The organism is Enterococcus sp. DIV0240d (genome assembly GCF_051711245.1).
In the GTDB taxonomy this organism is placed as follows: Bacteria; Bacillota; Bacilli; order Lactobacillales; family Enterococcaceae; genus Enterococcus_D; species Enterococcus_D casseliflavus.
Window position 1 is genome coordinate 2,921,781 of the sequence record NZ_JBIOMG010000001.1, and the last position, 26,090, is coordinate 2,947,870.

General features: G+C 42.9%; 26 protein-coding genes and 1 tRNA gene. 10 read left to right on the plus strand and 17 right to left on the minus strand.

Translation table 11 applies throughout. The features are described from left to right. Window positions 1-6: 6 nt before the first annotated feature. Both IGJ25_RS14075 and rpoN read right to left on the minus strand, forming a co-directional pair. Window positions 7-1,044, minus strand: a complete 1,038-nt coding sequence (locus IGJ25_RS14075; protein ID WP_005228675.1) for a sugar-binding transcriptional regulator — start codon at window positions 1,042-1,044, stop codon at window positions 7-9. 244 nt (window positions 1,045-1,288) lie between these two features. Then, a complete protein-coding gene (gene rpoN / locus IGJ25_RS14080; RefSeq protein WP_225000568.1) occupies window positions 1,289-2,608 on the minus strand; it encodes an RNA polymerase factor sigma-54 in 1,320 nt (439 codons plus the stop codon). Between the two features lie 51 nt (window positions 2,609-2,659). Here rpoN and IGJ25_RS14085 point away from each other — a divergent pair. Further along, window positions 2,660-2,731, plus strand: a tRNA-Arg gene (locus IGJ25_RS14085). Window positions 2,732-2,895: 164 nt separating this feature from the next. Here the strand turns inward: IGJ25_RS14085 and rpoE are convergent. Together rpoE and IGJ25_RS14095 are read right to left on the minus strand one after the other, a co-directional pair. Continuing rightward, a complete protein-coding gene (gene rpoE / locus IGJ25_RS14090) occupies window positions 2,896-3,504 on the minus strand; it encodes a DNA-directed RNA polymerase subunit delta (protein WP_005234347.1) in 609 nt (202 codons plus the stop codon). An 84-nt stretch (window positions 3,505-3,588) separates the two neighbouring features. Continuing rightward, window positions 3,589-4,026, minus strand: a complete 438-nt coding sequence (locus tag IGJ25_RS14095) for a DUF1934 domain-containing protein (RefSeq protein WP_005228669.1) — start codon at window positions 4,024-4,026, stop codon at window positions 3,589-3,591. Between the two features lie 223 nt (window positions 4,027-4,249). On the opposite strand from IGJ25_RS14095, the gene IGJ25_RS14100 reads away from it, so the two are divergent. Genes IGJ25_RS14100 through yidA form a run of 3 tightly spaced genes read left to right on the plus strand, consistent with a single transcriptional unit; the run spans window position 4,250 to window position 7,253 of the window. Further along, window positions 4,250-5,071, plus strand: a complete 822-nt coding sequence (locus IGJ25_RS14100) for a lipoate--protein ligase family protein (RefSeq protein WP_376716996.1) — start codon at window positions 4,250-4,252, stop codon at window positions 5,069-5,071. Next, window positions 5,055-6,425 carry an HD domain-containing protein gene (locus IGJ25_RS14105; RefSeq protein ID WP_010749809.1) on the plus strand — a complete coding sequence of 457 codons (1,371 nt, stop codon included), beginning with the start codon at window positions 5,055-5,057 and terminating at the stop codon, window positions 6,423-6,425. The genes IGJ25_RS14100 and IGJ25_RS14105 overlap by 17 nt, the downstream gene beginning before the upstream one ends. Before the next feature lie 9 nt (window positions 6,426-6,434). Further along, window positions 6,435-7,253: a sugar-phosphatase gene (yidA, locus tag IGJ25_RS14110; RefSeq protein WP_005228663.1), complete on the plus strand. Its 819-nt coding sequence runs from the start codon at window positions 6,435-6,437 to the stop codon at window positions 7,251-7,253. Window positions 7,254-7,298: 45 nt separating this feature from the next. On the opposite strand, the gene IGJ25_RS14115 is transcribed toward yidA, so the two are convergent. Beyond that, window positions 7,299-7,742, minus strand: a complete 444-nt coding sequence (locus IGJ25_RS14115; RefSeq protein WP_005228661.1) for an NUDIX hydrolase — start codon at window positions 7,740-7,742, stop codon at window positions 7,299-7,301. A gap of 147 nt (window positions 7,743-7,889) precedes the next feature. Between IGJ25_RS14115 and gloA the strand changes: the two genes are divergently transcribed. Both gloA and IGJ25_RS14125 read left to right on the plus strand, forming a co-directional pair. Next, window positions 7,890-8,264 carry a lactoylglutathione lyase gene (gene gloA, locus IGJ25_RS14120; protein ID WP_005228659.1) on the plus strand — a complete coding sequence of 125 codons (375 nt, stop codon included), beginning with the start codon at window positions 7,890-7,892 and terminating at the stop codon, window positions 8,262-8,264. A 77-nt stretch (window positions 8,265-8,341) separates the two neighbouring features. Then, on the plus strand, window positions 8,342-9,055 hold the full coding sequence (locus IGJ25_RS14125) for a gamma-glutamyl-gamma-aminobutyrate hydrolase family protein (RefSeq protein WP_438779416.1): 714 nt from the start codon (window positions 8,342-8,344) through the stop codon (window positions 9,053-9,055). Window positions 9,056-9,127: 72 nt separating this feature from the next. Here IGJ25_RS14125 and IGJ25_RS14130 read toward each other — a convergent pair whose 3' ends face one another. From IGJ25_RS14130 to zapA, 9 genes are all read right to left on the minus strand, one after another. Beyond that, entirely contained in the window at window positions 9,128-10,381 is a 1,254-nt protein-coding gene (locus IGJ25_RS14130; protein ID WP_225000571.1) for an ABC transporter permease, read from the minus strand. Beyond that, on the minus strand, window positions 10,374-11,273 hold the full coding sequence (locus tag IGJ25_RS14135) for an ABC transporter ATP-binding protein (RefSeq protein ID WP_005228654.1): 900 nt from the start codon (window positions 11,271-11,273) through the stop codon (window positions 10,374-10,376). The genes IGJ25_RS14130 and IGJ25_RS14135 overlap by 8 nt, the downstream gene beginning before the upstream one ends. Window positions 11,274-11,290: 17 nt before the next feature. Next, window positions 11,291-11,971, minus strand: coding sequence for a DUF2812 domain-containing protein (locus tag IGJ25_RS14140; protein ID WP_010749814.1), 681 nt, complete (start codon window positions 11,969-11,971; stop codon window positions 11,291-11,293). Next, complete coding sequence (locus IGJ25_RS14145; protein WP_015510192.1) at window positions 11,958-12,284, minus strand: PadR family transcriptional regulator; 327 nt, start codon at window positions 12,282-12,284, stop codon at window positions 11,958-11,960. Before IGJ25_RS14145 ends, IGJ25_RS14140 begins: the two co-directional genes overlap by 14 nt. Before the next feature lie 121 nt (window positions 12,285-12,405). Continuing rightward, complete coding sequence (locus IGJ25_RS14150) at window positions 12,406-14,640, minus strand: L,D-transpeptidase (RefSeq protein ID WP_081116355.1); 2,235 nt, start codon at window positions 14,638-14,640, stop codon at window positions 12,406-12,408. A gap of 179 nt (window positions 14,641-14,819) precedes the next feature. After that, window positions 14,820-15,134: a thioredoxin gene (gene trxA / locus IGJ25_RS14155; protein ID WP_005228645.1), complete on the minus strand. Its 315-nt coding sequence runs from the start codon at window positions 15,132-15,134 to the stop codon at window positions 14,820-14,822. 96 nt (window positions 15,135-15,230) lie between these two features. After that, the gene (locus IGJ25_RS14160; RefSeq protein ID WP_074933413.1) at window positions 15,231-17,594 is read right to left on the minus strand and encodes an endonuclease MutS2; all 2,364 of its coding nucleotides are present in this window, start codon (window positions 17,592-17,594) and stop codon (window positions 15,231-15,233) included. A 78-nt stretch (window positions 17,595-17,672) separates the two neighbouring features. Next, complete coding sequence (locus tag IGJ25_RS14165; RefSeq protein ID WP_010749817.1) at window positions 17,673-18,227, minus strand: CvpA family protein; 555 nt, start codon at window positions 18,225-18,227, stop codon at window positions 17,673-17,675. Between the two features lie 23 nt (window positions 18,228-18,250). After that, complete coding sequence (zapA, locus tag IGJ25_RS14170; protein ID WP_005228634.1) at window positions 18,251-18,691, minus strand: cell division protein ZapA; 441 nt, start codon at window positions 18,689-18,691, stop codon at window positions 18,251-18,253. Window positions 18,692-18,907: 216 nt separating this feature from the next. On the opposite strand from zapA, the gene rnhC reads away from it, so the two are divergent. Further along, entirely contained in the window at window positions 18,908-19,834 is a 927-nt protein-coding gene (rnhC, locus tag IGJ25_RS14175; protein ID WP_005228632.1) for a ribonuclease HIII, read from the plus strand. Window positions 19,835-19,923: 89 nt separating this feature from the next. On the opposite strand, the gene IGJ25_RS14180 is transcribed toward rnhC, so the two are convergent. Beyond that, on the minus strand, window positions 19,924-20,904 hold the full coding sequence (locus IGJ25_RS14180; protein WP_081116353.1) for an ROK family protein: 981 nt from the start codon (window positions 20,902-20,904) through the stop codon (window positions 19,924-19,926). A 159-nt stretch (window positions 20,905-21,063) separates the two neighbouring features. On the opposite strand from IGJ25_RS14180, the gene IGJ25_RS14185 reads away from it, so the two are divergent. The 3 genes from IGJ25_RS14185 to IGJ25_RS14195 are packed head-to-tail and all read left to right on the plus strand — an operon-like array spanning window position 21,064 to window position 22,967. Further along, window positions 21,064-21,456 (plus strand): VOC family protein, encoded by a 393-nt coding sequence (locus IGJ25_RS14185; RefSeq protein WP_010749819.1) that lies wholly within the window; start codon window positions 21,064-21,066, stop codon window positions 21,454-21,456. A gap of 13 nt (window positions 21,457-21,469) precedes the next feature. Then, window positions 21,470-22,111 carry a sugar O-acetyltransferase gene (locus IGJ25_RS14190; RefSeq protein WP_081116352.1) on the plus strand — a complete coding sequence of 214 codons (642 nt, stop codon included), beginning with the start codon at window positions 21,470-21,472 and terminating at the stop codon, window positions 22,109-22,111. Window positions 22,112-22,130: 19 nt separating this feature from the next. Next, window positions 22,131-22,967, plus strand: coding sequence for a histidinol-phosphatase HisJ family protein (locus tag IGJ25_RS14195; RefSeq protein WP_081116351.1), 837 nt, complete (start codon window positions 22,131-22,133; stop codon window positions 22,965-22,967). A gap of 119 nt (window positions 22,968-23,086) precedes the next feature. On the opposite strand, the gene IGJ25_RS14200 is transcribed toward IGJ25_RS14195, so the two are convergent. Continuing rightward, entirely contained in the window at window positions 23,087-24,811 is a 1,725-nt protein-coding gene (locus IGJ25_RS14200; RefSeq protein WP_005228611.1) for an ABC transporter permease/substrate binding protein, read from the minus strand. Further along, on the minus strand, window positions 24,804-26,018 hold the full coding sequence (locus tag IGJ25_RS14205) for a quaternary amine ABC transporter ATP-binding protein (protein ID WP_005228609.1): 1,215 nt from the start codon (window positions 26,016-26,018) through the stop codon (window positions 24,804-24,806). The genes IGJ25_RS14200 and IGJ25_RS14205 overlap by 8 nt, the downstream gene beginning before the upstream one ends. Window positions 26,019-26,090 lie beyond the last annotated feature (72 nt).

Below are 26,090 nucleotides of genomic sequence, written 5' to 3' on the forward strand. Positions count from 1 at the left end.
TTTATTTTAAAGGGTTGCCCCTTTTAAAATCTCATTTGCGCAAGCTTCATCGGTGATGAGCCAGGTTTGTTTTGGTGCATTTTTCATGTATGCATTGACCGCTTTGGCTTTTGATTGTCCGCCAGCGACCGCAAAAATGATTGGGACTTTTTGCAAATCTTTTAATTGAAGTCCGATGCGAGGAACTTTGTAGACGACCTCGCCAGCTTCGTTAAAGAAATACCCAAAGGATTCTGCAACTGCATTTTTTTGTTTTAACATCAGAATTTCTTGTTCTGACATTTTTCGTCGAGCCGCCATATGCAACGCCCGTCCAATACTATGAATAACACAATTCGCTTGACTTATCAAGTTTAAGACATCAACGATGGCGGGTTCTTTCAAGAGAAACTCGTAGGTGTTCATGCTTAATTGTTCTGGTACAAACAAGGAGCGATAATCGCCGTTTGTCTGCATCGCCATTACTGAGCTGACTGAGTTTGCTTGCACGTTGACTGATTCTCCGATACCGCCACGGGCTGGAACAAACAAGTTATGACGTTTGGCGGTTTCCAAATTGCCCAATTCCTCGGCAACTTTCGCCATTGTCGTCCCTCCCATCACTGCGATGGTGTTTTTGCCTTCTGGCAATAAGAGATCCAACGATTCATTCAGCAACTGGCCAAATTCAGCAATCACTTTCGGTTGTCGATCACCATCGCCGCTCGCAATCAAACAACGTTCGATGCCAAAGGTCTCTGATAATCGTTTTTCGATTTGGTGCATTCCGAACAGCTGATCCATCAGTGCACCGATCTTCGTGTACACTTCTTCTCCATAGGCGGTCAATTGCATGCCGCTTTTTGAAGAGTCGATCAGTTTTAGCTTTTTAAGGATATCTGTTTCCGTCCTCAACACGCGTTCCGTCATTGATAAACTTTCCGAAAGTGTCCGGCGGCCAACGGGCTGCATCCAATAAATATTTCTTAAGATACGGTAACGTTCCTGGAGTACAGCGAGAATATCCGGGGTGATTGCCTCAATCAATTTTAATTCATCGAGCATTTTATATCCTCCCGTTGGACAATTTTCGTCCTACAATGACTTAAAATGACCCATCGATTGCAAAAAAAAATTTAAATCTGTTTCCTACACCAATAATAGTAGCACTTATCGCCTTGATACGCAACTATTTCAGTCACAAAATCTTGCTTTTCATAAAATCGTCATAAATTGAAAATGAGGAAAGGATCGATAAAAAAAGGAAAGGCTTTGCTGCCTTTCCTACTCGTTAATAGTACGTTTTGCTTTACTCGAATCGTTTCCGCTTGGAAGAACCTGAGATATTCATAGCTTCACGATACTTTGCCACCGTTCGTCTGGAAATATCGATGCCCTGGGCTTTGAGGGCATCTGTCAACTTCTGATCTGACAATGGTTTATTTTTGTTTTCTTCATCGATCAGTGCTTTTAGCTGCTGTTTGATCGATGCCGTCGTCAGGTCATCACCGCTTTCTTGTGTCGAAACTTTCTGTCCAAAAAATAGTTTTAATTCAAACACCCCAAAGGAGGTTTCCAAGTATTTCCCGTTGACCGCTCGGCTGACCGTTGATTCATGAATCCCTAATTCTTCGGCAACTTCTCTTAAAACCAATGGCTTTAATGGGCGATCTGGTTGAGTGAAAAACTCCTTTTGCCGTGCAACGATCTGCACCCCGACACGATAGATGGTATCCCCTCGTTGCAGCAAGGTCTTTTTCAGCCACTCGAACTCTTGGGCTTTATTGTCTAAATAACTTAATACCTCTGGATCACCGCTTTGCTTCAATTGATCAAAATATTGCTGCTGAAAGCGAACCTCTGGCAAGGCGCGTTTGTTTGATTTCACGATCGGCTGTCCTTTTTCAACCGTCACCCGCAGGTCAGGTACGATGTAAAGCCCATCGGTTGACCCAAACGCAGCCCCTGGTGTGGGGGTCAATGTTTGAACATAATCAAAGACCTTTTGGATCTCAGTTAATGGAATCTGCAGCGCTTTGCTGATTTTGTCCCACTTGCGCTCTGCCATTTCTGTAAAAAATTCTTCTAAAATGAGATAGGCCATTGGCGGCGCATAGTCATCTCTTTCCGTTTGCAGCATCAAACACTCTCTTAGATCACGAGCACCGACGCCTGCTGGGTCTAGCTGCTGGATCAAGGTCAAGGCATCGAGCATTTGGATTGGGGTCCCACCAACAAGTTTTCCAGCTTCTTCCAGATCAATCGTCAAAAAGCCGTTTAAATCAATGTACTCGACTAAAAATAAAACGATCGTCCGCAAGAAGGTATCTCGGTAGTTTAAATGCACTTGATCAATGAGGTATTCGAATAAAGACGTATGCTGGTCAGGGATCTGGCTTAAATAATCCATCAATTGTTCTGATGAGCCATTGCTTTTGCTTGGTGTGATGGGCGAATCATATTCCCCCAGATCAATCAATGGATTTTCTAATGCTTGGTTATCTATGAAGGACAATAATTCGTCTGCAGAAAATTGCAACACTTGGATCGATTGCTGTAATTTCTGCGTCATAGCAAGCTTTTGCGTCTGTTTTTGTTGTTGTGAAAATTGCTGTTGAAATTTCATCATTCTACCTCTTGTTTTTTTCACTGAAATTGGTTAAACTAATATTTGTGCTTCGCGCCTTTAGTGTAGTGGATATCACGTAAGATTCCGGTTCTTGAGACGGGGGTTCGATTCCCTCAAGGCGCGTTTTTTCTTTTCGTTACAAGTATACTCGATTCAAATCAATAATTCAAAAGCACTTAGGGACCGCTGATGCGGTTCCTTTTTTATTTGTATCTATGTAAGAAGGCGAACTCGTCCTTCAACGATTAAAAGCTGCTTGCAGCCATAAGGCGAAAAAAAGAAGAGGATTACTCCTCTTCTTCCTCTTCATCCGCAAAATCATCTTCATCATCGTCATCGATAATGGTGAGATCTTCCTCAATGCTGTCAGGTAATTCTTCTTCATCATCGGTGCTATTGTCGGCGCCGATTTCTTGCAAGTCTGAATTGTATGCCGAGATTTCTTCATCCTCGTCATCATCATCATCAAAGAGATCATCTTCTTCGTCATCTGACAAATCAGTATCCTCAGGATCATCATCGTTATAATCGATTGCGTCTTCATCATCGTTGATAAAGGCATTGACTTTTTTACGTTTGCGACGACGTGGTGTATCTTCATCCTCGTCTTCGATGCCATGGTTGACTTCTTCATCGATCGAATCAATGGCGTACCATGAACGTAAGCCCCAACGATTGTCGCCTAAAGAAATAAAACTACCGTCGATATTCAAGTCTGTATAAAACTGCGCCAATGAATCACGAATCTCGCTGTCTGAAGTTTCAAGATAGTTTTGAATTTGGTTGACCAAATCAGAAAAATCCATCACGTCACCGCGCTGCTCTAAAATCGCATGGGCAACTTCAATCATCGACAATTCGTTTTTATTTACACCTTCAAATACATTAATTTCCAAACGGGACACGTCCTTTCACAGTCTACTCCTAATCATACAAAATTACGCCTCAAATTGCAATTTTTTCTTTCAATTTCCCTTTGATCAAGCGGTAAATTCTAAAGATAGTTTGTATTCGCCGACTTTGTCAGCAGCCATGAACAAGTCATAATCGATATCGATCTTTCCCGAATATGGACGGTCTTTCAAGCTAACGTGCAGGTGATTGGTGAAGGTGTGGAACATCATCAAGCCATACGGGGTTTGGTAGCTCGTCTCTAACCGTTCCTTATAAGAAAATTTCAAGCGCATGCGCATTTCCCCTGAGCGAATCAATTGAATCAATCCGTCTGGCATGATTTTCATCGTGACGGGAACGTCGGTACCGTCTGGCTGGATCTCTTTGTAACGGATATATAAGGTATCACCGATCTTGACTGCTTGTCCTTGCAGATCAAACAGAAAGTTCTCTGTTTCCCCTGCTTGTCGTACATTGGTTGTTAAATGAATCGAGATTGGGATTCCTTTTGATAATTCTTGCATGTACGTGTGCCTCCTTTGAAGATTTCAGTTTCATTCTTGCTTTTTTTCATTCGTTTGTCAATCATTTCAGTTGATTCTCCTTGGTCTATTTCTTCATTGAAAATAAAAAAGCGAAAACAAAAGCAAGTTTTCATTCTTTTCTCCAAGTAATTTTCCAAGAATCGTATATAATAAGGATAACAGGTATTTTTAAAGGAGTTTAACCGATTTGACTATCTATATAATGGATCAAACTTTACCACGTATCCACAATCCTTATGAGCCGTTTGCTTTTACCGATGTTGCCACCGAAGCTGCTGGCAAACTGGAACAAGTTTATTGTCATTTTTGGCAGTTGTCCGATACGATGATTTTAGGAATGAAAGATACCCGGCTGCCTTTTTTGATAGATGGTCTGCAGGTTTTGAAAGAAGCTGGCTATGCCTCGATCATCCGCAACTCAGGCGGGCTTGGGGTCATCAATGATGCCGGTATTTTGAATGTCTCTCTCATTTTCCCTAAACATTTGGCTGCCACTACGGATGCAGCCTATGAAATGATGGCGACATTGCTACAAGCAGCCTTTCCTGAGCGGACAATTTTGGCTTATGAAATTGCTGACTCGTACTGCCCAGGCACCTATGACCTGAGTATTGACGGAAAAAAAATTGCTGGCACAGCACAACGACGGATCAAAGACGGCGTGGCTGTCATGATGTATCTGAGCATCAATGGCGACCAACCAGCCCGCGGCTCTCTCGTTCGTCGTTTTTACCAAGCAGGTTTAAAAGAGCGCTTTGGTCCGGATGGCTATCCAGCCGTCAATCCTGCGAGCATGACCACTTTAGAAGCGGCTCTCGGCCGTAAGTTTACCACACAAGAGGTGATTGACCGCTTGCAAAAAGCCCTGCTTTTCTTGATCACAGACCAATCCCTATATCCGCTTGAGTCACTGGATCAATGGCTTTCAGAAAATGACCTTAGCGAACAAATGCAGCAACGCTTAGCTGGCATGGAAAAGCGAAATCACCCAATAAAGGAGTTTAGCGATGAGCCTACCATATAAATATCAAACCTTAGCGATAGAAAAAGTGTTTCGTGACCCTGTTCATAACTATGTCCATGTGCAGCACCAAGTGATTTTAGACTTGATCAATTCCAAAGAAGTGCAGCGTTTGCGACGAATCAAACAACTAGGGACTGCTTCTTTCACCTTTCACGGAGCAGAACACAGCCGCTTTTCTCACTCCTTGGGGGTTTATGAAATCAGCCGCCGCATTTGCGATATTTTCCAACGCAATTATTCGATTGAAAAAGTTGGACCGAACGGCTGGGATGATAAGGAGCGTTTAGTGACCTTGTGTGCAGCATTGCTTCATGATGTGGGCCATGGTCCATACTCCCACACCTTTGAGCATATTTTTCATACGGATCATGAAGCCATCACAGTGGCGATCATCACTTCTCCTGAAACGGAAGTTCATCAGATATTGAACCGAGTGGAAGCTGGATTTCCTGAGAAAGTGGCAAGTGTCATCACTAAAACCTATCCAAATCCCCAAGTCGTTCAAATGATTTCCAGTCAAATCGATGCTGATCGGATGGACTACTTGCTGCGCGATGCTTATTTTACCGGCACTGAATATGGCACGTTTGATCTGACCAGAATTTTACGAGTGATTCGTCCGTACGAAGGCGGTATTGCTTTTTCTATGAATGGCATGCACGCTGTGGAGGACTACATCGTCAGTCGTTACCAAATGTATGTGCAAGTTTATTTCCATGCGAGTTCTCGAGGGATGGAAGTGATCTTAGCCCATTTGCTGGATCGTGCTGCAGAACTTTATCAAGTGGATCAGGAAATGTTTCAAAGCCATTCGCAACTGCTTCTCCCGTTTTTAAAACAAGAATTCACTTTAGATGAATACTTGAAACTCGACGATGGCGTGTTGAATACCTACTTTACCCAATGGACGGAAGAGAATGATCCGATCCTCAGCGATTTAGCCAAGCGGTTCTTAAATCGTAAACCGCTAAAATCCGCTCGCTTTGACGATGAGACACAGTTGCCGATGATTGAAGAAATGCAGGGACTGGTGGAAAAAGTCGGCTTCAATCCCCGCTACTATACTGCCATCAATTCAAGCTTCGATCTGCCTTATGATTTTTATCGACCAACTTCTGGTAAGCATCGGACACAGATCGAATTACAGGAAAAAGATGGTTCCCTTGTAGAATTATCCCAAGCCAGTCAACTTGTTGCAGCCTTAGCGGGACAAACCCAAGGTGACCAACGCTTTTATTTTCCAAAAGAAATGATTGACCCCAACATCCAAAATCACTATGATTTATTTGGAGAGACGTATCAAGAGTTTGCCAAGCACATTCGCAATGGTGCTTTGATCAAACCAAGCCACTAGGAGGAACTTATGAGTATCAAACTGATCGCCATCGATATCGATGGCACCCTGCTGAACAACGACCGCAAGATCACTCCAGCAGTTTACAAAGCATTAAAAGACGCAGAAGCACAAGGCGTGCGCATCGTTTTGTGTACGGGACGCCCTTTAACTGGTGTCCAAGATTTATTGAAGGAACTAGACTTATTTACGGACAATGATTTCGTGATTACCTACAATGGCTCTTTGGTTCAAAAAACCAAAAATCAAGAGATCATCTCTGAATTCGGCTTGTCCCAAGATGACTATCTCTTTGTTGAGATGACTGCGAGAAAATTAGGGGTTCACCTTCATGTAGAAACTGAGGATACCATGTATACCGCTAACCGCGATATCAGTCCTTACACGATTTATGAAGCCTTCTTAGTCAACATGCCATTGAAATATCGGACACCAGAAGAAATGACTGCTGACTTGAATATCATCAAAATGATGATGATCGATGATCCCGCAATACTGGATCAGATCATCCCACAATTGCCGAGCAGTTTGACCGACAACTACAATGTGGTTAAAAGTGCTCCATACTTCTTGGAAGTCCTAAATAAACAAGCCCATAAAGGAGCTGCTGTCAAAAAATTGGCGGAGCACTTAGGCATCAAACAAGAAGAAGTCATGGCGATCGGCGATAATGAAAATGATTTAACCATGGTGGAATATGCTGGTATCGGTGTGGCGATGGCCAATGCTACTGAAAACGTGAAAAATGCCGCAGATGTCCTCACCGCTTCAAATGAAGAAGACGGTGTAGCAGAAGTGATCAACAAGTATGTTTTAACAAATAACTAAGTGCAAAAAAAGTCAGGTTTCCTTTTTATCGGAAACCTGACTTTTTTATTTTGCCAACCACTGTTCAACTGCCCATTTATGGCTGCCGCGTTTCAATCGTTGGATCGCTTCTTCTGGCGTGTGCCAAGACAATTGATTGGTTTCTTCTGTCGGTTCGCAAACTTTTTTCCACTGTGTCATTAAATAGAAATAGCCCGGGTGATGGTAAAATGTATCGCGATGGCGCGAATAGAAGTATTCAACTGCCTCCCCTAGATACTCAGCGATCTCCCCTTCAAATCCAAGTTCTTCAATCAATTCTCGTTGGATCGCTTCTTCTTTGCTCTCATTTGGCTCAATTTCACCACCGGGCAAAAAGTATGCGCCGTTGGGTGCTTGCACCAAGATCACTTCATTTTTTTCGTTTGGAAGAACGACATACGCCCCATATCTTGATTTGTATGGTTTCCCCGCTTCTTTTTCCCCGAACACAATTTCCTTTTCTGGCATGATTCCCTCCACCAACACTTTCTTTCCATTTTACCCTATGCCAATAGTCTGGACAAGCTGGAAATAATGCTCGGTTGTCTTTTATTCGTTACAAAAAGAGAAAATATGTTATCATACAACTATCAAGATCGAAAGGATGATTTACCCATGAAAATGGCTCACACATGTGTCCGCGTCAAAGACTTAACGGCTTCTCTAGATTTTTATCAAACTGCCTTTGGTTTTGAAGAATCTCGCCGTCGTGATTTTCCTGAACATAAATTTACTTTGGTTTACTTAACTTTGCCTGGTGATGATTACGAGCTAGAGTTGACCTATAACTATGACCATCCTGGCTATGAGTTAGGCGACGGCTATGGCCATATCGCCATCAGTACCGATGATCTAGAAGCGCTTCATGAGAAGCACCAAGCGGCTGGATTTGATGTCACTGATCTGAAAGGACTCCCAGGAACTTCTCCTTCTTACTATTTTGTGAAAGATCCTGATGGCTACAAAATCGAAGTTATTCGCGAAAAATAAAGCGAAGGTGATCGAAAAAAGGACCTCGTGTCCTTTTTTCTTTTTCGATCCATTTACTAGTAGAAAGGTTTGATCAAATGAAGCCTATTATCGGCATCGCTGCTAATGAACGACCAATGATTGAAGAAGCAGAACATTGGTTGTCCTATACACCCAAAAATTTTGTGACCCATATCCAACAAGCCCAAGGCATCCCCCTATTATTACCAATGGGTGTCGTGGGAGATGCTGCGACTTACATCAGCAAAATCGATAAACTCTTGTTAGCCGGTGGTCATGATGTCTCCCCTGTTCACTATGGCGAAGACCCTCATCCCTTGATTCAAGGCATTCATCCTGATCGTGATGTCTTTGAATTGGCATTGATCAAAGAAGCAGTGGCTCAAAACAAACCGATCTTTGGAATCTGCCGCGGCATGCAGTTACTCAATGTCGCATTTGGCGGGAGTTTGTACCAAGATCTCTCTTTGATCGATCACCCAACGATCAAACACGTGCAATTGCTGACGTTCTTTCAATTCCCTACACATCGGGTAAAAATCAAGGCAGACAGTCGTTTGGCTGCTCTTTTAGGCACAACCTATCACGTCAATTCTTTTCATCACCAAGCAGTCAAAACCGTTGCGGATGATTTCAACGTGATTGCCACCGCTCCTGATGGTGTCGTTGAAGCCATTGAATCCACCGCCTATGGCGCACCGATCTTAGGCATTCAGTGGCATCCTGAGCTAGCCGCTTACAAGCTGTCTTCTGAGCAATCGATCTTCAACTTTTTTGTGCAGGAATTCTAAAGGCTTGCCCCTTGTTTTCTAGATTTTAGCGAATAAAAAACGCCCGATCACGAAAAGGATCGGGCGTTTTGCTTATTTCTCGTTTTTCATTAACACTAGTGATTGTTTCAACGTTGCTAAAATGCCATTGTCGTTATAGATCAAGACATTTGATTTGTACATTTTTGCAGAAACCAGCATCAGGACAATTGTGGTAACAGCAAGGATCCCTACTGAAATCAATGCACCGCCGATACCCACTGTATCATTAGCAAGCCGTACTGGCATAATGAAGGAAGATAAAAATGGTACATAGGAAGTTACTCGCAAGACCACGTTATGAGGATCCATACCGCCTAGCACGATTCCAAGCATATACCCGCCTAATGAAAGATACGTTACTGGAATGATGGCTTTCGCCGTATCTTCTGCTTTGTTCACTAACGACCCGCAAAGGGCTGATAAGACCGAGTAGATCAAAATTCCTAAGAAGACGAAAACGATCGCAAACACCAGGAAGGGACCAAAAATGCCATCTGTCGAAAAGTTTGCCAACAAGTCTTTTACCATTGGGTTATCCTTGATCCAGAAATAGCTCCCACCAAAAATCGCAACATAAGCAACTAGCTGGGTCGCTGCAACCATGATTACACCAGTCAATTTGGCATAGTAATGGATTTGCGCCCGGGTACTAGACAAAATGACTTCCATGATGCGTGTGCCTTTTTCAGAGGCAATCTCTTGTGCAATGATCTGTGCGTAAGTAATGATAAAGAAAAAGAGGATGATTGTTGCGATCATACTTACTAGTGATTGCATCGCGGTATTGTCTTCCCCATAAGTCATTTCGCCATCTTCACCGAAGGAAACTTTTTGACGATCAAGCGGTGCGATTTCACTAAGGACTGCCACTTGCTCAGCAGTCAAGCCAAGCTCACTAGCTCTATAGGAAGACTGCAAACCCGTCAATAACTGTTGGATCGTCAGCTCTAAAGCTTGCCCCATCGAGGACTCGCTTAATAATTCCCCTTGCAGCGTATCCCCAGAAGCAGTAATAAGTAACAAAGCATCAGCATCTTTGTCTGCCATCTGTTGCTGCCCTTGTTCTTCGCTGTCAACAATTTCAAATTCAAAATCATCGCCGCTTTGGTCCACAAAGGTCTGCGCAATGGCTGGTTCATTCGCATAAACGGCAATTTTGTCGACACTGTTCATACCATCAGCAAAATAACCAATGAGATAAAATGCCCCCGTTGCAATAAATGGCACGAGAATCATAATCAAAAACGAAATTGATTTGATATTTTTTTTATAAACATCTAATGCGATTACCCAAAACTTACTCATTTATTTTTCCCGCCTTCCGCTTAAAGATTTCTTCTAACGTTGGCGGTTGTTGATTGAACATAGGGATATAACCATCCGCCGTTGCTAAATCAAATAAGGTTTTTCCTACTGCAGGATCAGCAATCGTAATATCATAGCTGCCATCTTCTCTGGCAAGAACTTCCTCGACACCTGCCACTGCCAAGAGCTGTTCTTTCGTCAAGTTGGATTCTAAATAGACTTTCGTCCGCCCAAAGGATTCACGAATTTCATGAACTTTTCCGTTTAAGACGGTTTGACCATCCCGCAGCATAATCAAGTGATCGCAGATTTTTTCCACATTATCCATATTATGACTGGAGAAAATGACACATGAGCCATTTTTTTTCAGTTCAATGATCCCATTTTTCAACAGTTCTGCATTGACGGGGTCTAACCCACTAAATGGCTCATCTAAAATCACCAATTTTGGTTCATGGATCAACGTTGAGATCAGCTGAACTTTTTGCTGATTTCCTTTTGATAGCGATTTGACTTTATCGGTTTTCTTGCCTTTGACTTTAAATTTGTCCATCCAATAGTCGATTTTTGGTACGATGTCTTCTTTCTTCTTGCCTCGTAACCGCGCGAAATAGATCAATTGATCTTCAATCGTTACTTTTGGAAACAAGCCGCGTTCTTCTGGCAGATAGCCGATAATATTGTATTCTTTTTCACTAATTTTATGGCCATCCCATAATACTTCCCCTTGATCAGCTTTCAAGAAATCCAAGATCAATCGGAATGTCGTCGTTTTACCAGCACCATTTTGACCAATCAAGCCCATGATCTGTCCATCATTGATGGTAAAGGACAATTGATCGACTGCTGTATAATCGCCAAATGTTTTTACTAATTGTTTTGCTTCTAACACATGCTCACCTTCCCTATCTAATAAAATATATCACTAAAGAAAAAGCCGATAACGGCGCCAATGATCGCTCCGACAAACATCAGGATGACGGTATCGCGGATCACTCGTTGACGCTTCGCCAGTTTCTCTGGTTCATTGTAATAACTTGCTCGATTTTTATATAAGAATTTCATCAGGATCGTGGTCAATCCTACCCCAATCGGGATAAACACCAGCCCCGTAATCAATCCTAGTCCAAAGGACCAAAATGGATTTGTGCGAATATTGAAATAACGGATCAGAAAATAAATTGCTGCTAATATCACTAAACTGATCACCGAAAGCAGAATCGATTTTTTCATTAAATACCGTGTTTCATTATCGATCCGTTCTTGATAGCTTTCTTGGTCACTGAAAATCGCTGGTGTGTCAGGAGACGCTTTAAAATAAAAATAGCGATCTTTATAATTGCTGATATAAGTCCAGCCTCCTGCTTGATACATCGCTAAGTAATCAACGATCTCAGAGGGCTCTCCTTCGAAAAAGTCTACTGCATATTTGGTCGTTTCTGGGTCTCCTTTGATAAACTTCAAAAACCCTAACCGATTCATCTTCACAAAGTGCCACCCTAACGACGCTTGTTTTTGCAGACGAACCATTTCCTTTTCTGGGTAATAGGCTACACCAAGTGAAAGAAGGTATTTCTTATTGATGCCCATCTTGCTCTCCCCCTAACGCTTCGAAAACCTGTTCTCCGATTTGATAAAATAATTTGCGCCGTTGAATATCTTTCTCCAGAACTTGTCTTCCTTCTGGTGTAATCTGATAGATTTTTTTTCGGTCAACGCTCTCCTCTAAATCGATCCACCCCTTTTTCGTCAGCTTCTTTAAAATCGTATACATCGTTGCGGGACCAATCTCAAACGTCCCTTGGCTCAGCTCATGGATCTGTTTCATGATGAGATACCCATGTTTCGGCTTTAAAAGCGCTAATAAAATCAAATAGGTTGAATCTGTCAATGCCTCATCCATTTGATTCCTCCGTCCCACTAGCTATATCACTTAATGATATATTATCGAATGATATAACCAGCGTCAATCTTTTTTTGAAAAATAAAAGCCGTCTCCACTAAGGGAAACGACTTTTTGAACATTAGTTAGCAATTTTGACAGGCGTATTATAAGGGATGTTATAGTAAAACCATTTGGCATCTGGGACTGCTAAACGAATGCAGCCATGAGAAGCCCGAGTGCCTAATTTTCGTCCTTCAACAGAACTAAAAGCATTAGTGGACCAAGCAATGCTCGTTGGGATCGTATGGAATAAATAGACGCCGTGGTCTTTAAAGGAACGGTAGTAAGCGGCTCCTGAAAAAGCTAAGCCTTTTTCTGCTTGGATACGGAAATTCCCTAAAGGTGTTGGCGTATTGAAGGCACCGGTCGAGCAAAGCATCGTATAAATCACTTTATTTCCTGATTTGATGTAGACCCGCTGTTTGCTGATAGATACTTCAATGTTTAAGTTTTTAACGTTTAATGAAGGATATTTCCCTCCTGTAGTATACATCCAAAAGTTGCTATTTACATTTGTGGTTTGATTTTCCTTGACCCAACCGATTCGACCAGCTGGCGAAACGAGATACAAGTAATTGCCATCACTCGTTTTTGCTAGTTTGGTCGCTTGTGCCATATAGCCTTTGTAGGCACTCTTTTTCCCAAGTTTGGCACTATTTGGATCGGCTTTTTCAAAGAAATTGCCATCCCCATTCTTGACGACCACATAGCGGCTAATGTTGCTTTGAGAAGTGATCGTATGGGCTTTGGTCACCCCACTTGCATTGATGTAGCCTAACCATTTGTTGTTGAGATAGAGGGAGTAGTAGGTGGAGCCGTTGAAATGTTGATACTTCCCAGTAACTTGGATATTCTTGTTCATGTAATTCGCACTACTGCCTTTTTTCTTCGCAAAAGCTAAATCTTGCCATAAGGTATAATTCTTACTTTTTAGGCGGACTGTGCGTTTTTCACTTTGCCAAGTGCCCCCTTGATTGTTGGCAACCGTTGCTGCATTGCCATTTAAGTAGCCGATCCACTTGCCATTCGCATCATAAAGGGACAAGTAGACACCGCCATTGACATGGTTGTATCTTCCTTTGGCAAGATAGGTTTTTCCCGCTAATTTCGTGGTAGTGTTTTTCTTACTCGACCAGCGAAAATTGCCCCAAATCGTGTAATTTTTCTTGGTCAATGTCACATATTTCCCGTAGGACTGATAGGCGCCTTGCGCATCAGTCGTTAATTTGACACCCGAGGCATTGATATAGCCTAGCCATTTGTTGTTATTTGTATAAAGAGAATAGTATGTCGACCCATTCAAGTGGCGATATTTCCCAGTAACTTTGACTGTTTTTCCATTTAGAGAGGCTGTCGTTCCTTTTTTCGCTGTCCAATGAAAATTTTGCCATAGCGTATAATTTCCGCTGATGATCGTGGCATACTTTGATTCAGACTGCCATACACCCCCAGGTGATGTCGCTAACTTAACGCCGGTAGCTTTTATCCAACCGATGAGAACATTTTTATTTGAATACAATGCGTAATATATCACGTTATTATTCGTCGTGAATACTTCTTTGATTTCAAAGGTTTGACCAACAATGCTTGAAGAAGTACTCGTTTTTTTATCTAAAAACACATCTTGCCAAAGCGGTTCTTTCGCACTTGTAACGGTTGCATATTTTTTCTCGGTTTTGAAGGTTCCGCTGGCAACTTTCACTGCTGCTTCTGCTACGACACCGACAACCTTTTGATCGTCACGAATTTCAAGATAGGTCCGCTTATCGGCACCTTGATACCGTTTGACACTACGGTATACCTTGCCAGCTAATTCATTGATCGTTCCTTGCTCGATCAATTGATCCTTCTCAAAACAGTAAAGGATGTTTTGCGTTTCAGGATTGGCTGCTGCAACCGGATTGATTTTTACATATTGGTTGTTATCTGCAATTGATTCAACATCAATGATCCCTAGGTCTGGTTCTTCAGAAGATTCTTCCGTCGATTGAGTAGATGAATCTTGTGTGGTCTCGGTCTGACTGGTCTCAGTCGCAGCCGTGCTAGTACTTGACGTTGTTTCTGATGAAGAGGTAGACGTTGATGAAGACTCAGTTGCCGTGCTTGACTCTGTACTCTCTGTACTTGCCTCTTGAGATGATGCTGCGCTCGCTTCTGAAAAACTTTCTGACGTCGTCTCTTGCGCAGCGACAGACGCTGCTGTCGGATCCCCTTCATTTGCTGCATAAACTTGTGTGATCGTTCCTACGATGGGCGCGACCAGTACCCCAACAATCGCAACGCCTTGAAGCAACCCACGTTTCAACTTTTTCATTTTTATTCCCCCTTTAAGCCTATTTTGGTATCACTTTCTTACTATATTAACAAGATATTTTTTAGTGCCACTCCCCACTTTAAGTATACCACTGCCTAATAGAAAATTTGAAAAAAACGTCCCCAAAATAAAAAAAGCAATAGCCACTTTCGGCTATTGCTTCAAAAACGTTTCTTCTATTACATATGTTCCGCAACTAAAGCTTTCAATTGATCTTTTGTATGCACCCCAATTGCTTTATCAACGACTTGGCCGTCTTTTTTCAACAACAAAGTTGGAATAGACATGATCCCGAATGAAGCTGGTGTTTCAGGATTTTCATCCACATCCATTTTCACGATCTTCAATTCGTCTTCCTCATATTCATTCGCTAATTGTTCCAAGATCGGCGCTTGCATCCGACATGGACCACACCAAGTTGCCCAAAAATCAATAAGGACTAAGCCTTTATCGGTTTCTTCTGAAAAAGTTTTATCAGTAATTTCTTTTGCCATCGTACTTCCCCTCCATTTTTAAAACTAAAAAAAGTATACCACGTATCGGAAGTTTTTTAAAATCGTCTGCTTACAAAAGGTAAGGGTTCTTAAAGGTTAGTTAAACTTCACAATGGTCGCCCCATTGCCCCCTTGATTTGCTGGCGCAAATTCAAAACTTTTCACCGAGCGATGGTTTTTCAAATAATCGGTAATCCCTTGACGCAGCGCACCGGTTCCTTTTCCGTGGACGATCGTCACTTGCGGATAGCCTGCCAAAATCGCTGCATCTAAATACTGATCCACTTCATTGAGGGCTTCTTCGTACCGCTTACCGCGTAAATCCAACTGATTGACCACTGGACTGCTGTCAGCAGAACGAATCGTATTGACGATACGCTGTGTAGGCTCCTTCACTGGCGCTGCTGGTTGGAGATCTGTTTCTGGCAAATTCATTTTCAAAATACCGATTTGGACTTGCCATTGATTTTTGCCTGCTTTTTTCAATAAGACCCCGCGCTGCCCATAAGATGTTACAAGCACTTCGTCTCCTTCTTTCAGCGTCTTGGCTGCTTTGGCTTTTTGCAGAACCTTGTTTTTTTGCAGATGTTCTTCTTGTTGCAGTCCTGATAACTTGGTGCGCGCGTCGATCAGCTCGTGTTCTTTGACCTTCGTTTGACCGCCGGCTAACTGCATTTTACGAATATCGGCAATGATTTTTTCAGATTCTTCTTTGGCTTCTTCAACGATCTGATTGGCTTTTTGCCGAGCTTTCGCCAATTCTTTTTCACGTTCTTCAAAGAAATAACTATAGGCTGCTTCTAGCTCTTGGTGCAAGCGGGCCGCTTCTTTTACATGATGACGGACTTCAAGATACTCGGTTTCCGTCATTTTTCTTCGATTTTCTAAATCAGCGATCATTTCATTCAGGTCTTGGCTTTCTCCATCCATGATCTCTTTGGCTTGATCAATGATCGTATCTGGCAAGCCAAGTCTTTTCGAAATCTCAAACGCATTGCTTCGTCCTGGAACCCCGATCAACAAGCGATAGGTCGGACTTAAGGTATCAACATCAAATTCCATAGAGGCATTGATCGTATTGGATCGGTTATAGCCATAAACCTTCAATTCAGGATAATGGGTCGTCGCCATGACATAAGCCGACTTAGCCCCAAGTTCGTCCAAAATCGCAATCGCTAGTGCCGCCCCTTCTTGAGGATCGGTTCCTGCGCCTAATTCATCAAAGAGAACTAAGCTTGTCTCGTCGACTTTTTTCAACACTTCAACGATCGTTGTCATATGAGAAGAAAAGGTCGATAGACTTTGCTCAATGGATTGTTCATCCCCAATGTCCGCAAAAATCTCATTGAAGACACCCATTTGGCTTTCTTCTTCTGCCAGAATTGGTAAACCAGCTTGGCCCATGATCTGCAATAGCCCTAATGTTTTTAAGGTGATGGTTTTCCCACCGGTATTCGGCCCAGTAATGACAACGGCTTGATAGTCTTTTCCAATCGTAATATCGTTAGGAACGACTTTTTCTTGATCGATCAATGGATGACGTGCTTGCTTAAAAAAGACATGGTTGTCTTGATTGATCGCTGGTACGATTGCCTTCATCTCTTTTCCAAAACGAGCCTTGGCATTCATGAAATCCATGATCCCGATCACATACGCATTATGGAGAATCTCTCTTTGATATGGGGCTAACTCTGCTGACAATTCTGCTAGAATACGTGTAATTTCATCCCGTTCCGCAATTTGATGCTGGCGCAAACGGTTATTTTGTTCCACTACTTGTTTCGGTTCGATAAACAAGGTTTGACCAGAGGAACTTTGGTCGTGGACTACCCCGCCGAAAACACCTCGGTACTCTTGTTTGACTGGAATCACATAACGCTCATTTCGCATGGTTACGATCGTATCACTTAGATACTTTGCATTGCCACCTCGGACGATGCCATCCAATGTCTCGCGAATCGTCCGTTCTGCTCGTCGGATCGATTGGCGAATTCCACGTAGTGCTGGAGAGGCATCATCTGTGACTCGGCCATCCTCATCGATAGCTTCTTTCAAGCGTCGATTCAAGGTTGGCAAAGACACCAACTGTTCTTCCCAGTGATACAAGCGGGAAAATTCAATCTCGCTTTCAGACAAATCAGCAAAAAAGCGTTTCAATTCCTGCGTAGTTGATAAGACACGGGCAACTTGTGCCAACTCAATGCCGTTTAAATCGGCGCCAATTTCGATCCGTTTCATTTGGGGACGAATATTCTCAATCTTTGGTACAGGGATTCCGCCTCTTAAACGTTGGATCTTGATCGCGTCTTCTGTTTCTGCTAGCCAAGAGGAAATGACTTGCGCATCACTTGATGGCGCAAGCTTTGCTAAGGCTTCTTTTCCTTGGGCTGTTACAATATACTGACCGATTTGACTCTTTACTTGTTCAAATCCTAAAACATCAAGGATCTTAGTATTCATTCTTTTCTCACCTGCTTTGTTTTAACTTTTTGTTCCTAAGAAAAAGGCAGAATGGCTCTGCAACCATCTGCCTGCTTTTTACCCAATCACATCTGTGATCCACAATCGATAGAAGTAATCTGAGAGAATCGGCGACCGATCAACGATGAAATTCGCAGTTCCGCTCGTTTCAAACAGATTTTGAATCGTGGCAAACGGGATCATTGAGAGAATCATGAAAAACATGTACAAATTGATATACATCAAGATAACATTCAAAACACCCGCAACTGCCCAGTCATAACCACCTAAAAAACTTAGGCGTTTGTAACGCAAACTGTCTGCAAAAATCACCACTAGTTTTGTGATCAGCCATCCAGCAAAGAGCACCATCACAAAAGCGATGGCTGCATAATAGGCTTTGTCTAAATCTAAAGCCAGTTCCATATCGTAGTATTTTAACTTTGAGTCCGCCGTTACTGACATATAAGGAACATAGAGCTCAATTTTCTTCGCAATTTCTTGGTAATTTGCTACTGCAAAGAAAAAAGAGATCAAATAGCCCAAAACTGAGACCAATTGTAAACTGGTTCCGCGCCGTGCGCCGCCGTAAAAGGCTGCCAACAACAAAACCAAGACAAATAATCCAATCATTTAGGTATCCTTTCTACGCCGCACTACCCATGGGCTGTCTTTTCTTGAATTTTTCGTTTCCTTTGTTCATTTAAGATCTGTTGTGCTTCCACATGATTATGGATCTCCACATCACTGCGACCTGTCTCATCGAGAACTTTCCGTGCTTCGGATTCAATCGCTTCGATCCGCTTAATGCGATTCTCAAGCTCCGTTGCTTTAATGGCTTGTCCTCGCAGCTCGTCCACCTTTTTTTGTAGGACCAAAAGCTGTTCTTGTTTTTTCAGCTGGTCGGAAACAGCGTTGATCGCTAATAAGATCGACGCTTGTTCTTGATCGGTTTGTGGCGATAATTGCATGATCTCAAGCAGTTGGTCATTGACCAATCTTGTCACCATATCCATGTGTTCTTTGCTTTCGCGTCCAATAATCGTGTAACTTTGATTCGCGATAACTGCTTTATAACGTTTCTTTTGCTCCGTCATAGGAATATTTCCTCCCATTGCTTACATTCTGCTCTATTCTATCACTTATTGAACATGTGTCGCAAACTCTTAACTATTATACGTGATTTTCTTATGAATTTCCATGCCAATCGTTTGTTTGCTGATCGTCTTAGTAAAAAAGAATAAGAAGTATGGTAAAATCTTAAAGTATCCTTTTGTCTACCTAAAAAAAGACAAAAAATCAGGAGGAATCAAATGAGTACGATCGTTATCAAAGTACCAACTTCAACTATCCAAAAGATGCAGCAATTTTACCAACGAGATTTGCTAGCTAAGAAAGTTCCTTATACAGTGTTTGTCGCCAAAAAAGGGCCAACGACGATCACTGCTTATACGTCAGGAAAAGTCATGTTCCAAGGAGCGACCGCTGAAAAAGAAGCTTCCTTATGGGGCGATACGGCAAGTGCTGTACCAGATAAGAAAAAAGCGACTGTTTCATCCACTGCGTTGCCAGCAGGATTTAGCGAAAAAAGCGTCGTCGGCAGTGACGAGGTCGGTAATGGCAGTTATTTCGGTCCTTTGGTGGTCTGTGCCGTCTATGCAAAAAAAGAGCAATTACCACAGCTGAAAGCTTTAGGAGTCAAGGACTCAAAAATGCTGACAGATCCAGAGATCCGTAAGATGGCGCCGAAAATCAAAGAATTGGTTCCTTACCAATTGCTCACCGTCACGCCCAGCAAATACAACGAGATCCAACCAAAATACAACACAGTCCGAATGAAAGTTGCTTTGCATAATCAAGCCATTCGTTTGCTTTTGCAAAAGATTGCTCCTGAGACACCAGATGCCATTTTGATCGATCAGTTCACGAGCGAAAAAAATTATCGCACCTATTTAAAGTCGGAACAAGTAGCGGTCACTGAAAAGCTCTATTTTGCGACGAAAGGTGAACAATATCATTTAGCAGTAGCGGCAGCCTCTATTTTATGTCGTACAGTCTTTTTGGATGAATTAGATGCAGCCTCTAAAGAAGTCGGTTTGCGCTTGCCTTCTGGCGCCCACGCAGCTGCTGATCAAGTTGCAGCAAAATTACTGCAGCAAGGTGGCATAGCACTATTAGGCCAATATGCCAAACTGCATTTTGCGAATACCGAAAAAGCACAGAAACTCGCCAAGCTGTGAGTTCTCGTATTTTCAAAAAAACTGCTGCTACTTCTGAATAAAGGAAGCAGCGGCAGTTTTTGTCCTCAGTACCAGTTGAATGCTGGGAATCAAAGCCCTAAGCCAGCTGCTTCGATTCCCATCGTGATCAACCCATCCAAATAATTTTCTGAAAACTGATCGGAAAAGTGTAATTTTGGCAAGACGCCATATTGAAACACTGCTGCCAGCTGCTTTTCCAAAAAGGAGCGCGACACGAGCGCCTGCCATTCAGAGGGCAAAAACAAAATGACTTGATGCGGGTCCGTCACTGCCACGATCGCTTGAAGAGTGGCAGTCACTTGTTCTGGGATCGCCTCTGTTGCCAAAGGGTAAGAAGCCGTGTAGAGATGCGGCAAATGCTTGATTTCGCCACTTAAATGGTTGGCTCCTTTAAAGAGCTGTTGGTCGATGACCAGTCCCGCACCTGGCGGATAATTTTTCGGAAAATAAATGCCAGCCACGATTTTTTTCTCTTCTTTGAAATGAAATACCGCAGCATTCACGTCATTCTCAATAAGCGTTTTTACAGCGATCTCCTTTTCAATCAATTCCCCTAGCGCCATGTCCTTAAATGCTGGAGCATCCATGATCTTCAGTCTTCCAGCAATTTCCACACCAGGAATTCCCACGACTGCCAAGCTGATTTTCGGGTATTCCTGTTTTATCTGACGAATCACTTGCAAGAACTGCGGCAATCGGCCCTCTGCTGACTGCTCATGATGCAAAATGTTCCCGACGAGATCGACGACTGAAAAACGAATCACGATCTGCTGGTCTTCTTCGATAAACTGAATGATCAACAACAGTGTCCGTTGCGCATTGTACTGGTAAGCCGCAGCTTGACGTCCTCCCGTTCGTTGCGGTTGATCCGTCGTCAAAAGCAACTGCTTTTCAATCAATTCAGGAAGCAGCTTGTTGATCGTTACCACGCTTAATTGAGAGGCATCTGCCAGTTGGCGCTTGGTCATAGGCGCTTGCTGCTGTTTTAGCAAATCCAGCAATACTGCCTGATTATGTAATTTAATGGTCGTTGGCTGATAAGCTTTCATTTTTCTCCCCCTCAACGCTCCTATTTTAACAGATAAAAAGCTGGGAATATACCTTTATTAATTTTGTTAACAAAGGTATAATAGAAGCAACTTATTAAACAAAGTTTACTAAGTTCAAAAAGAAACGATCTATGTTGCTTATTAAAGGAGTTGTCGATAATGAAAATTGAACACATCGCACTATATGTCAATGATTTGGAAAAAATGAGGACATTTTATGAAACCTACTTTCAGGCGGTCAGCAACACAAAATACCATAATCCGAAAACAGGCTTTCAGTCCTATTTTTTGACCTTTGATTCTGGAAGTCGGTTAGAATTAACGACCAAGAAATTTTTAAGCCCTCGTATCAGCGAAAGCTTAGGCTACACTCACCTTGCGATTGCAGTTGGTGATCAGGCTGACGTCGATCGTTACGCTCAACGGTTTGTTGAAGATGGCTACCCTCTTTTAAATGGTCCTCGTACAACAGGCGATGGCTATTATGAAGCAGTTGTCCAAGACCCCGAAGGCAATTTGATTGAATTAACCACCGACGATTTACCGTCTTAGAAAGGATTTTGCAATGAAAGAAGACTTTGATTATCAAGCGATGTTGGCTGGTCAATTGTATCAAGCTGCTGGCATTCTCCCTGAGAATGGTTCAGCGGAGGGAAAAAAACGTGCCCAGGAAATCAACCACTTACCAGTCGATGACCGAGAACGAATCATCGCCAAAGAAAAAGCACTCTTTGGCAAATTTGGGCAGCATTGCTTTGTCCAACCACCCCTTTATGTTGATTATGGTCGCCATGTTGAGATTGGTGATCACTTTTATGCCAATATGGATTGCATTTTTTTAGATGTCAATAAGATTCTGATTGGTGATCATGTGATGGTGGGACCACGGGTCAGCTTCTATACCGCCAGTCATCCAATCGATTCTGTGGTCCGCAGTCAAGATTTGGAATTTGGCCTACCGATCACCGTCGAAGATTACGTTTGGATCGGGGGCAATAGTACGATTTTACCAGGTGTCACGATCGGCAAACATGCCATCGTCGCTGCTGGTTCCGTCGTCACAAAAGATGTGCCGCCGAATACGATCGTCGGCGGCAATCCAGCCCGTGTGATCCGTGAGATTCAGCCGGCTGACAAAGAACATTGGGAAACTGCCGCCCAGCTCTATCATCAAAAACGAGCAGACTGGCAGAAGCAGCAAAAATAACGAAACAAAAGGAGACGCCATGATTTTTACAGACTATCACGTCCATAGTGATTACAGCGATGATTCTTGGTATTTGATGGAAGATGTAGTCAAAGACGCCATTAAACTAGGCTTAGCAGAAATCTGCTTTACCGATCATGTGGATTATGGAGTCAAAGAAGACTGGCAAGCGACGGATACGTACCTCGTCGGGGCCAATAAAGTTGTAAAAAATGTCTACTACGACTTGTATTTTAACGAACTGTCACGCTTAAAGGAAACATACAGTGACCAAATCAAGCTAAAAACTGGGCTGGAATTTGGGATACAAATGCACACGATCCCACAATTTACCCGTCTTTATCATTCGCATCCCTTTGACTTCATTTTACTTTCCGTTCATCAGGTAGACGATCAAGAATTTTGGACTGGAGAATTTCAAAAAGGACGCAGCCAACAGGAATGCTACGAGCGCTATTATGATGAAATGTATCAGCTAGTCACGACATATAAAGAGTATTCCGTCTTAGCCCATATGGATTTGATTCGTCGTTATTTAGATAAAGAGAAGGACGCTTTTGAACAAACGAAAGAACAAATAGCAGAGATCTTGAAAGTCGTGATCAAAAATGGCAAAGGCATTGAACTGAATACCTCTTCCCACCGTTACGGAATCAACGGGTATACGCCATCGATCGAGATCCTCAAGCTTTATCGTGACTTGGGGGGAAGCGTGATAACCATCGGCAGCGACACTCATAAACCAGAGCAGCTCGGGTTTCAAATCAAAGAGGGACAAGATCTTTTACGGTCATTAGGATTTACTAAGCTCTGTACGTTTGAACAGATGCAACCGATTTTTCATCGTTTTGCTTAACCTGCACAAAAGCTCGATCTTTTGCAAAAATCATCCCCTCGTCTTTCGTTATGAACCTAAGTATTTTTAATAACAAAAAGAACGACCGCTTCAATCTGCGGTCGTTCTTTTTTTAGAAATCAGTTCGTCCAAGCAGCAACTTCTTCTGGGTGATTGGCTACCCAATCTTTGGCTGCATCTTCGGCTGACGTTCCGTCATTGATTGCTAACATGACTTCTTCCATGTCTTCTTGTGTCCAGTTAAAACGATCAAGTACTTCGTAGACTTCTGGCATGTCATCTGCTAATCCTTGGCGTACAACAGTGTTGATGCTTTCTGCTTCACCCATTGTTCCTTCTGGATCATCCAGATATTTCAGATCATATTTCGCAAACATCCAATGTGGAGACCAGCCAGTAATAACGATCTCATCTTGGTTCTTGATGGCTTGGCCTAATGCCACTGTCATCGCTCCTGAAGAAGAGGTAGCGACATTCCAATCGGAAAGGTTGTCATACGTTGCAACCGTATTTTCCGCTGCATTTACGACACCAGCGCCTGGTTCGATACCAGTGATGGTTTTTCCAGCTTCGTCAGAAAGGTCTGCGATGGAATCTACATCCATATAACTTGGTACAACGATCCCCAGTTTTGCCCCCTCTAAGTTAGGACCTAAGTTTTCAACTTGGTCTTGGTACTGTTCATACTGGGATTGATGCGTAGATGGCAGCCAAGCAGCGACCATCCCGTCAACTTCCCCTTTTGCCACCGATTCCCACATGATGGCATTATCCAAAGGCGTCGTATTGACTTCGTAGCCCATTTGCGACAAAACTTCTGCCACCACATGGGTAGATGCAACTTCCGTATCCCATTCGACATACGCCAAGTTCACCGTGCCTTTGCTGTCAGAAACATTTCCAAAGGCAAACGATGCTCCAATCAAAGCAACGACTGCCGCTGCAGCAATCCCGCCAAAAAGACGTTTTTGTTTGCGACTTGTCTTGCTGGCTGCTTTTTGATGTGCCGAACGATTCAAATTCTGGGTAAAGCGATCCATGATGATCGCCAAAATAACTAAGGATACCCCACTGACAAATCCGTTACCGACTTGTGCTCGTTGCAAGGCGGACAAGACGCCGCGCCCTAACCCAGGAGCACCGATCATTGACGCGATCACGACCATTGATAATGCCAGCATCGTGGTTTGGTTGACCCCAGCCAAAATAGTGCTTTTGGCTAGTGGCAATTCTAATTTGATCAGTTTTTGCCAGCCAGTCCCACCGAAGGAATCAGAGGCTTCCACCAATTCACGAGAAATTTGGCGAATCCCTAAGTTCGTCATCCGAACGGTTGGTGGTAGAGCAAAGATCACTGAGGCGAAGACCCCAGGAACCATCCCGATCCCAAAGAAAGCAACCGCAGGAATCAAATAAACGAAACCAGGCATCGTTTGCATAAAGTCTAAGATCGGCGTCACGATACTTTGCGCTTTTTCGCTTTTCGCCATTAAGATTCCTAGTGGAATCCCAATGATGATCGAAACCAAACTCGACAATAAGACCAACGTGACGGTGTTCATCAAGTCTGTCCATAACCCTTGGTTATAGATGAACAGCAACCCGACAAAAGTAAAAGCTGGCAAGCCGAATTTTTTGCGTGAAACGAAAAAGGCAGCAGCCGTCAATAAGACGATCATTAATAACGGTGGTACAAACAGTAATACATTTGTAATAGCGTCCATGATAAATTGTCCGAAAGACTGTAAGGCTGAAAACAATCCACTGAAAGTTCCTGTTAGCCAATCAGTAAAGTTTTCGACCCAATCAGCCACCGGAATCGTATGTTGTAAGAAATTATCCATTTGTCACTACCCCTTCCTCTGCTTGAGCAGCTGAATCAGTCTCAGCCAATGCTTCAATCACACTTCCGCGGATCACGACTCCGATCAAACGATCGTTTTCTACCACGGCTAAAGGTGTAGGCGAATCATAGATCAAATTGAAGATATCCGTTACCAGCATATCTTTATCGATCTTTTTAACATTTTTATCAATAACTTCCTTCAAGGTCAGATTGTTTTTCCGTGCCTCACGAGCAGACTCGGCTGTCAGGCTTCCTTTTAGGTGACGACGTTTGTCGACGGCTAACAGCATGCTGACTTCTTCTTTCCGCATCCGGTTCAATGCTACGCTTGGTCCATCGATCTCGATGTTCGTCGTCAATGCTGGGACCATGATGTTTTGCGCAGTCAAGACTTTGGAACGATCGACATCTTCCACGAAATCACGCACGTATTGGTTGGCAGGATTCGTCAAAATATCTTCTCCTGTACCGATCTGCATGATCTGACCATCTTTCATTAAAGCGATCCGGTCACCGATCCGCAAGGCCTCGTTCAAATCATGGGTGATAAAGATAATCGTTTTTTGAACATTGGCTTGCAATTCTAAAAGTTCATCTTGCATTTCACGGCGAATCAGCGGATCTAATGCTGAAAAGGCCTCATCCATCAAGAGGATCTCTGGATCATTGGCTAACGCACGGGCAAGTCCCACACGCTGTTGCATCCCTCCAGACAGCTGGTCAGGGTATTGGTCTTTAAAAGAAAGCAATCCTGAGTTTTCTAACGCTTTTTCCGCTTTCGCTGTTCGTTCTTCTTTCGAGACCCCACGGACTTCTAGTCCGTATTCTGTGTTCTCTAAAATTGTCCGATGAGGGAAAAGGCCAAAGCTTTGGAAAACCATGTTGATTTTGTGACGGCGAACTTCTCGTAGTTCCTCTTTACTCATTTTGGCAACATCCACGCCATCTATGTAAATATCTCCGCCAGACGGCTCGATCAATCGATTCAATAGTCGAATCAATGTTGACTTCCCGCTTCCAGAAAGGCCCATGATGACGAAAATCTCGCCTTCGTTGACTTCAAAGTTCACATCATAGACCCCAACGGTGGCACCCGTTTTTTCTAAAATCTCGTTTTTGCTGCGTTGTTCTTTGACCATGGCAAGAGCTTGCTGCTTTTTCTTACCGAATATTTTGGTTAAGTGTTCCACTTTAACTTTACTCAAATGATTAATACTCCTTTTTCTGAAAAATTTCACGAAAGTGACCATACTATCTTAACAAGATGTGGTCACTTT

Excerpts from the sequence above, each read along its gene's own strand:
- IGJ25_RS14075 (WP_005228675.1), bottom strand. The coding sequence starts at position 1,044 with ATGCTCGATGAATTAAAATTGATTGAGGCAATCACCCCGGATATTCTC.
- rpoN (WP_225000568.1), bottom strand. The coding sequence starts at position 2,608 with ATGATGAAATTTCAACAGCAATTTTCACAACAACAAAAACAGACGCAA.
- IGJ25_RS14095 (WP_005228669.1), bottom strand. The coding sequence starts at position 4,026 with ATGCAAGAATTATCAAAAGGAATCCCAATCTCGATTCATTTAACAACC.
- IGJ25_RS14100 (WP_376716996.1), top strand. The coding sequence starts at position 4,250 with ATGGATCAAACTTTACCACGTATCCACAATCCTTATGAGCCGTTTGCT.
- IGJ25_RS14105 (WP_010749809.1), top strand. The coding sequence starts at position 5,055 with ATGAGCCTACCATATAAATATCAAACCTTAGCGATAGAAAAAGTGTTT.
- yidA (WP_005228663.1), top strand. The coding sequence starts at position 6,435 with ATGAGTATCAAACTGATCGCCATCGATATCGATGGCACCCTGCTGAAC.
- IGJ25_RS14115 (WP_005228661.1), bottom strand. The coding sequence starts at position 7,742 with ATGCCAGAAAAGGAAATTGTGTTCGGGGAAAAAGAAGCGGGGAAACCA.
- gloA (WP_005228659.1), top strand. The coding sequence starts at position 7,890 with ATGAAAATGGCTCACACATGTGTCCGCGTCAAAGACTTAACGGCTTCT.
- IGJ25_RS14125 (WP_438779416.1), top strand. The coding sequence starts at position 8,342 with ATGAAGCCTATTATCGGCATCGCTGCTAATGAACGACCAATGATTGAA.
- IGJ25_RS14130 (WP_225000571.1), bottom strand. The coding sequence starts at position 10,381 with ATGAGTAAGTTTTGGGTAATCGCATTAGATGTTTATAAAAAAAATATC.
- IGJ25_RS14140 (WP_010749814.1), bottom strand. The coding sequence starts at position 11,971 with ATGGGCATCAATAAGAAATACCTTCTTTCACTTGGTGTAGCCTATTAC.
- IGJ25_RS14145 (WP_015510192.1), bottom strand. The coding sequence starts at position 12,284 with ATGGATGAGGCATTGACAGATTCAACCTATTTGATTTTATTAGCGCTT.
- IGJ25_RS14150 (WP_081116355.1), bottom strand. The coding sequence starts at position 14,640 with ATGAAAAAGTTGAAACGTGGGTTGCTTCAAGGCGTTGCGATTGTTGGG.
- trxA (WP_005228645.1), bottom strand. The coding sequence starts at position 15,134 with ATGGCAAAAGAAATTACTGATAAAACTTTTTCAGAAGAAACCGATAAA.
- IGJ25_RS14160 (WP_074933413.1), bottom strand. The coding sequence starts at position 17,594 with ATGAATACTAAGATCCTTGATGTTTTAGGATTTGAACAAGTAAAGAGT.
- IGJ25_RS14165 (WP_010749817.1), bottom strand. The coding sequence starts at position 18,227 with ATGATTGGATTATTTGTCTTGGTTTTGTTGTTGGCAGCCTTTTACGGC.
- zapA (WP_005228634.1), bottom strand. The coding sequence starts at position 18,691 with ATGACGGAGCAAAAGAAACGTTATAAAGCAGTTATCGCGAATCAAAGT.
- rnhC (WP_005228632.1), top strand. The coding sequence starts at position 18,908 with ATGAGTACGATCGTTATCAAAGTACCAACTTCAACTATCCAAAAGATG.
- IGJ25_RS14180 (WP_081116353.1), bottom strand. The coding sequence starts at position 20,904 with ATGAAAGCTTATCAGCCAACGACCATTAAATTACATAATCAGGCAGTA.
- IGJ25_RS14185 (WP_010749819.1), top strand. The coding sequence starts at position 21,064 with ATGAAAATTGAACACATCGCACTATATGTCAATGATTTGGAAAAAATG.
- IGJ25_RS14190 (WP_081116352.1), top strand. The coding sequence starts at position 21,470 with ATGAAAGAAGACTTTGATTATCAAGCGATGTTGGCTGGTCAATTGTAT.
- IGJ25_RS14195 (WP_081116351.1), top strand. The coding sequence starts at position 22,131 with ATGATTTTTACAGACTATCACGTCCATAGTGATTACAGCGATGATTCT.
- IGJ25_RS14200 (WP_005228611.1), bottom strand. The coding sequence starts at position 24,811 with ATGGATAATTTCTTACAACATACGATTCCGGTGGCTGATTGGGTCGAA.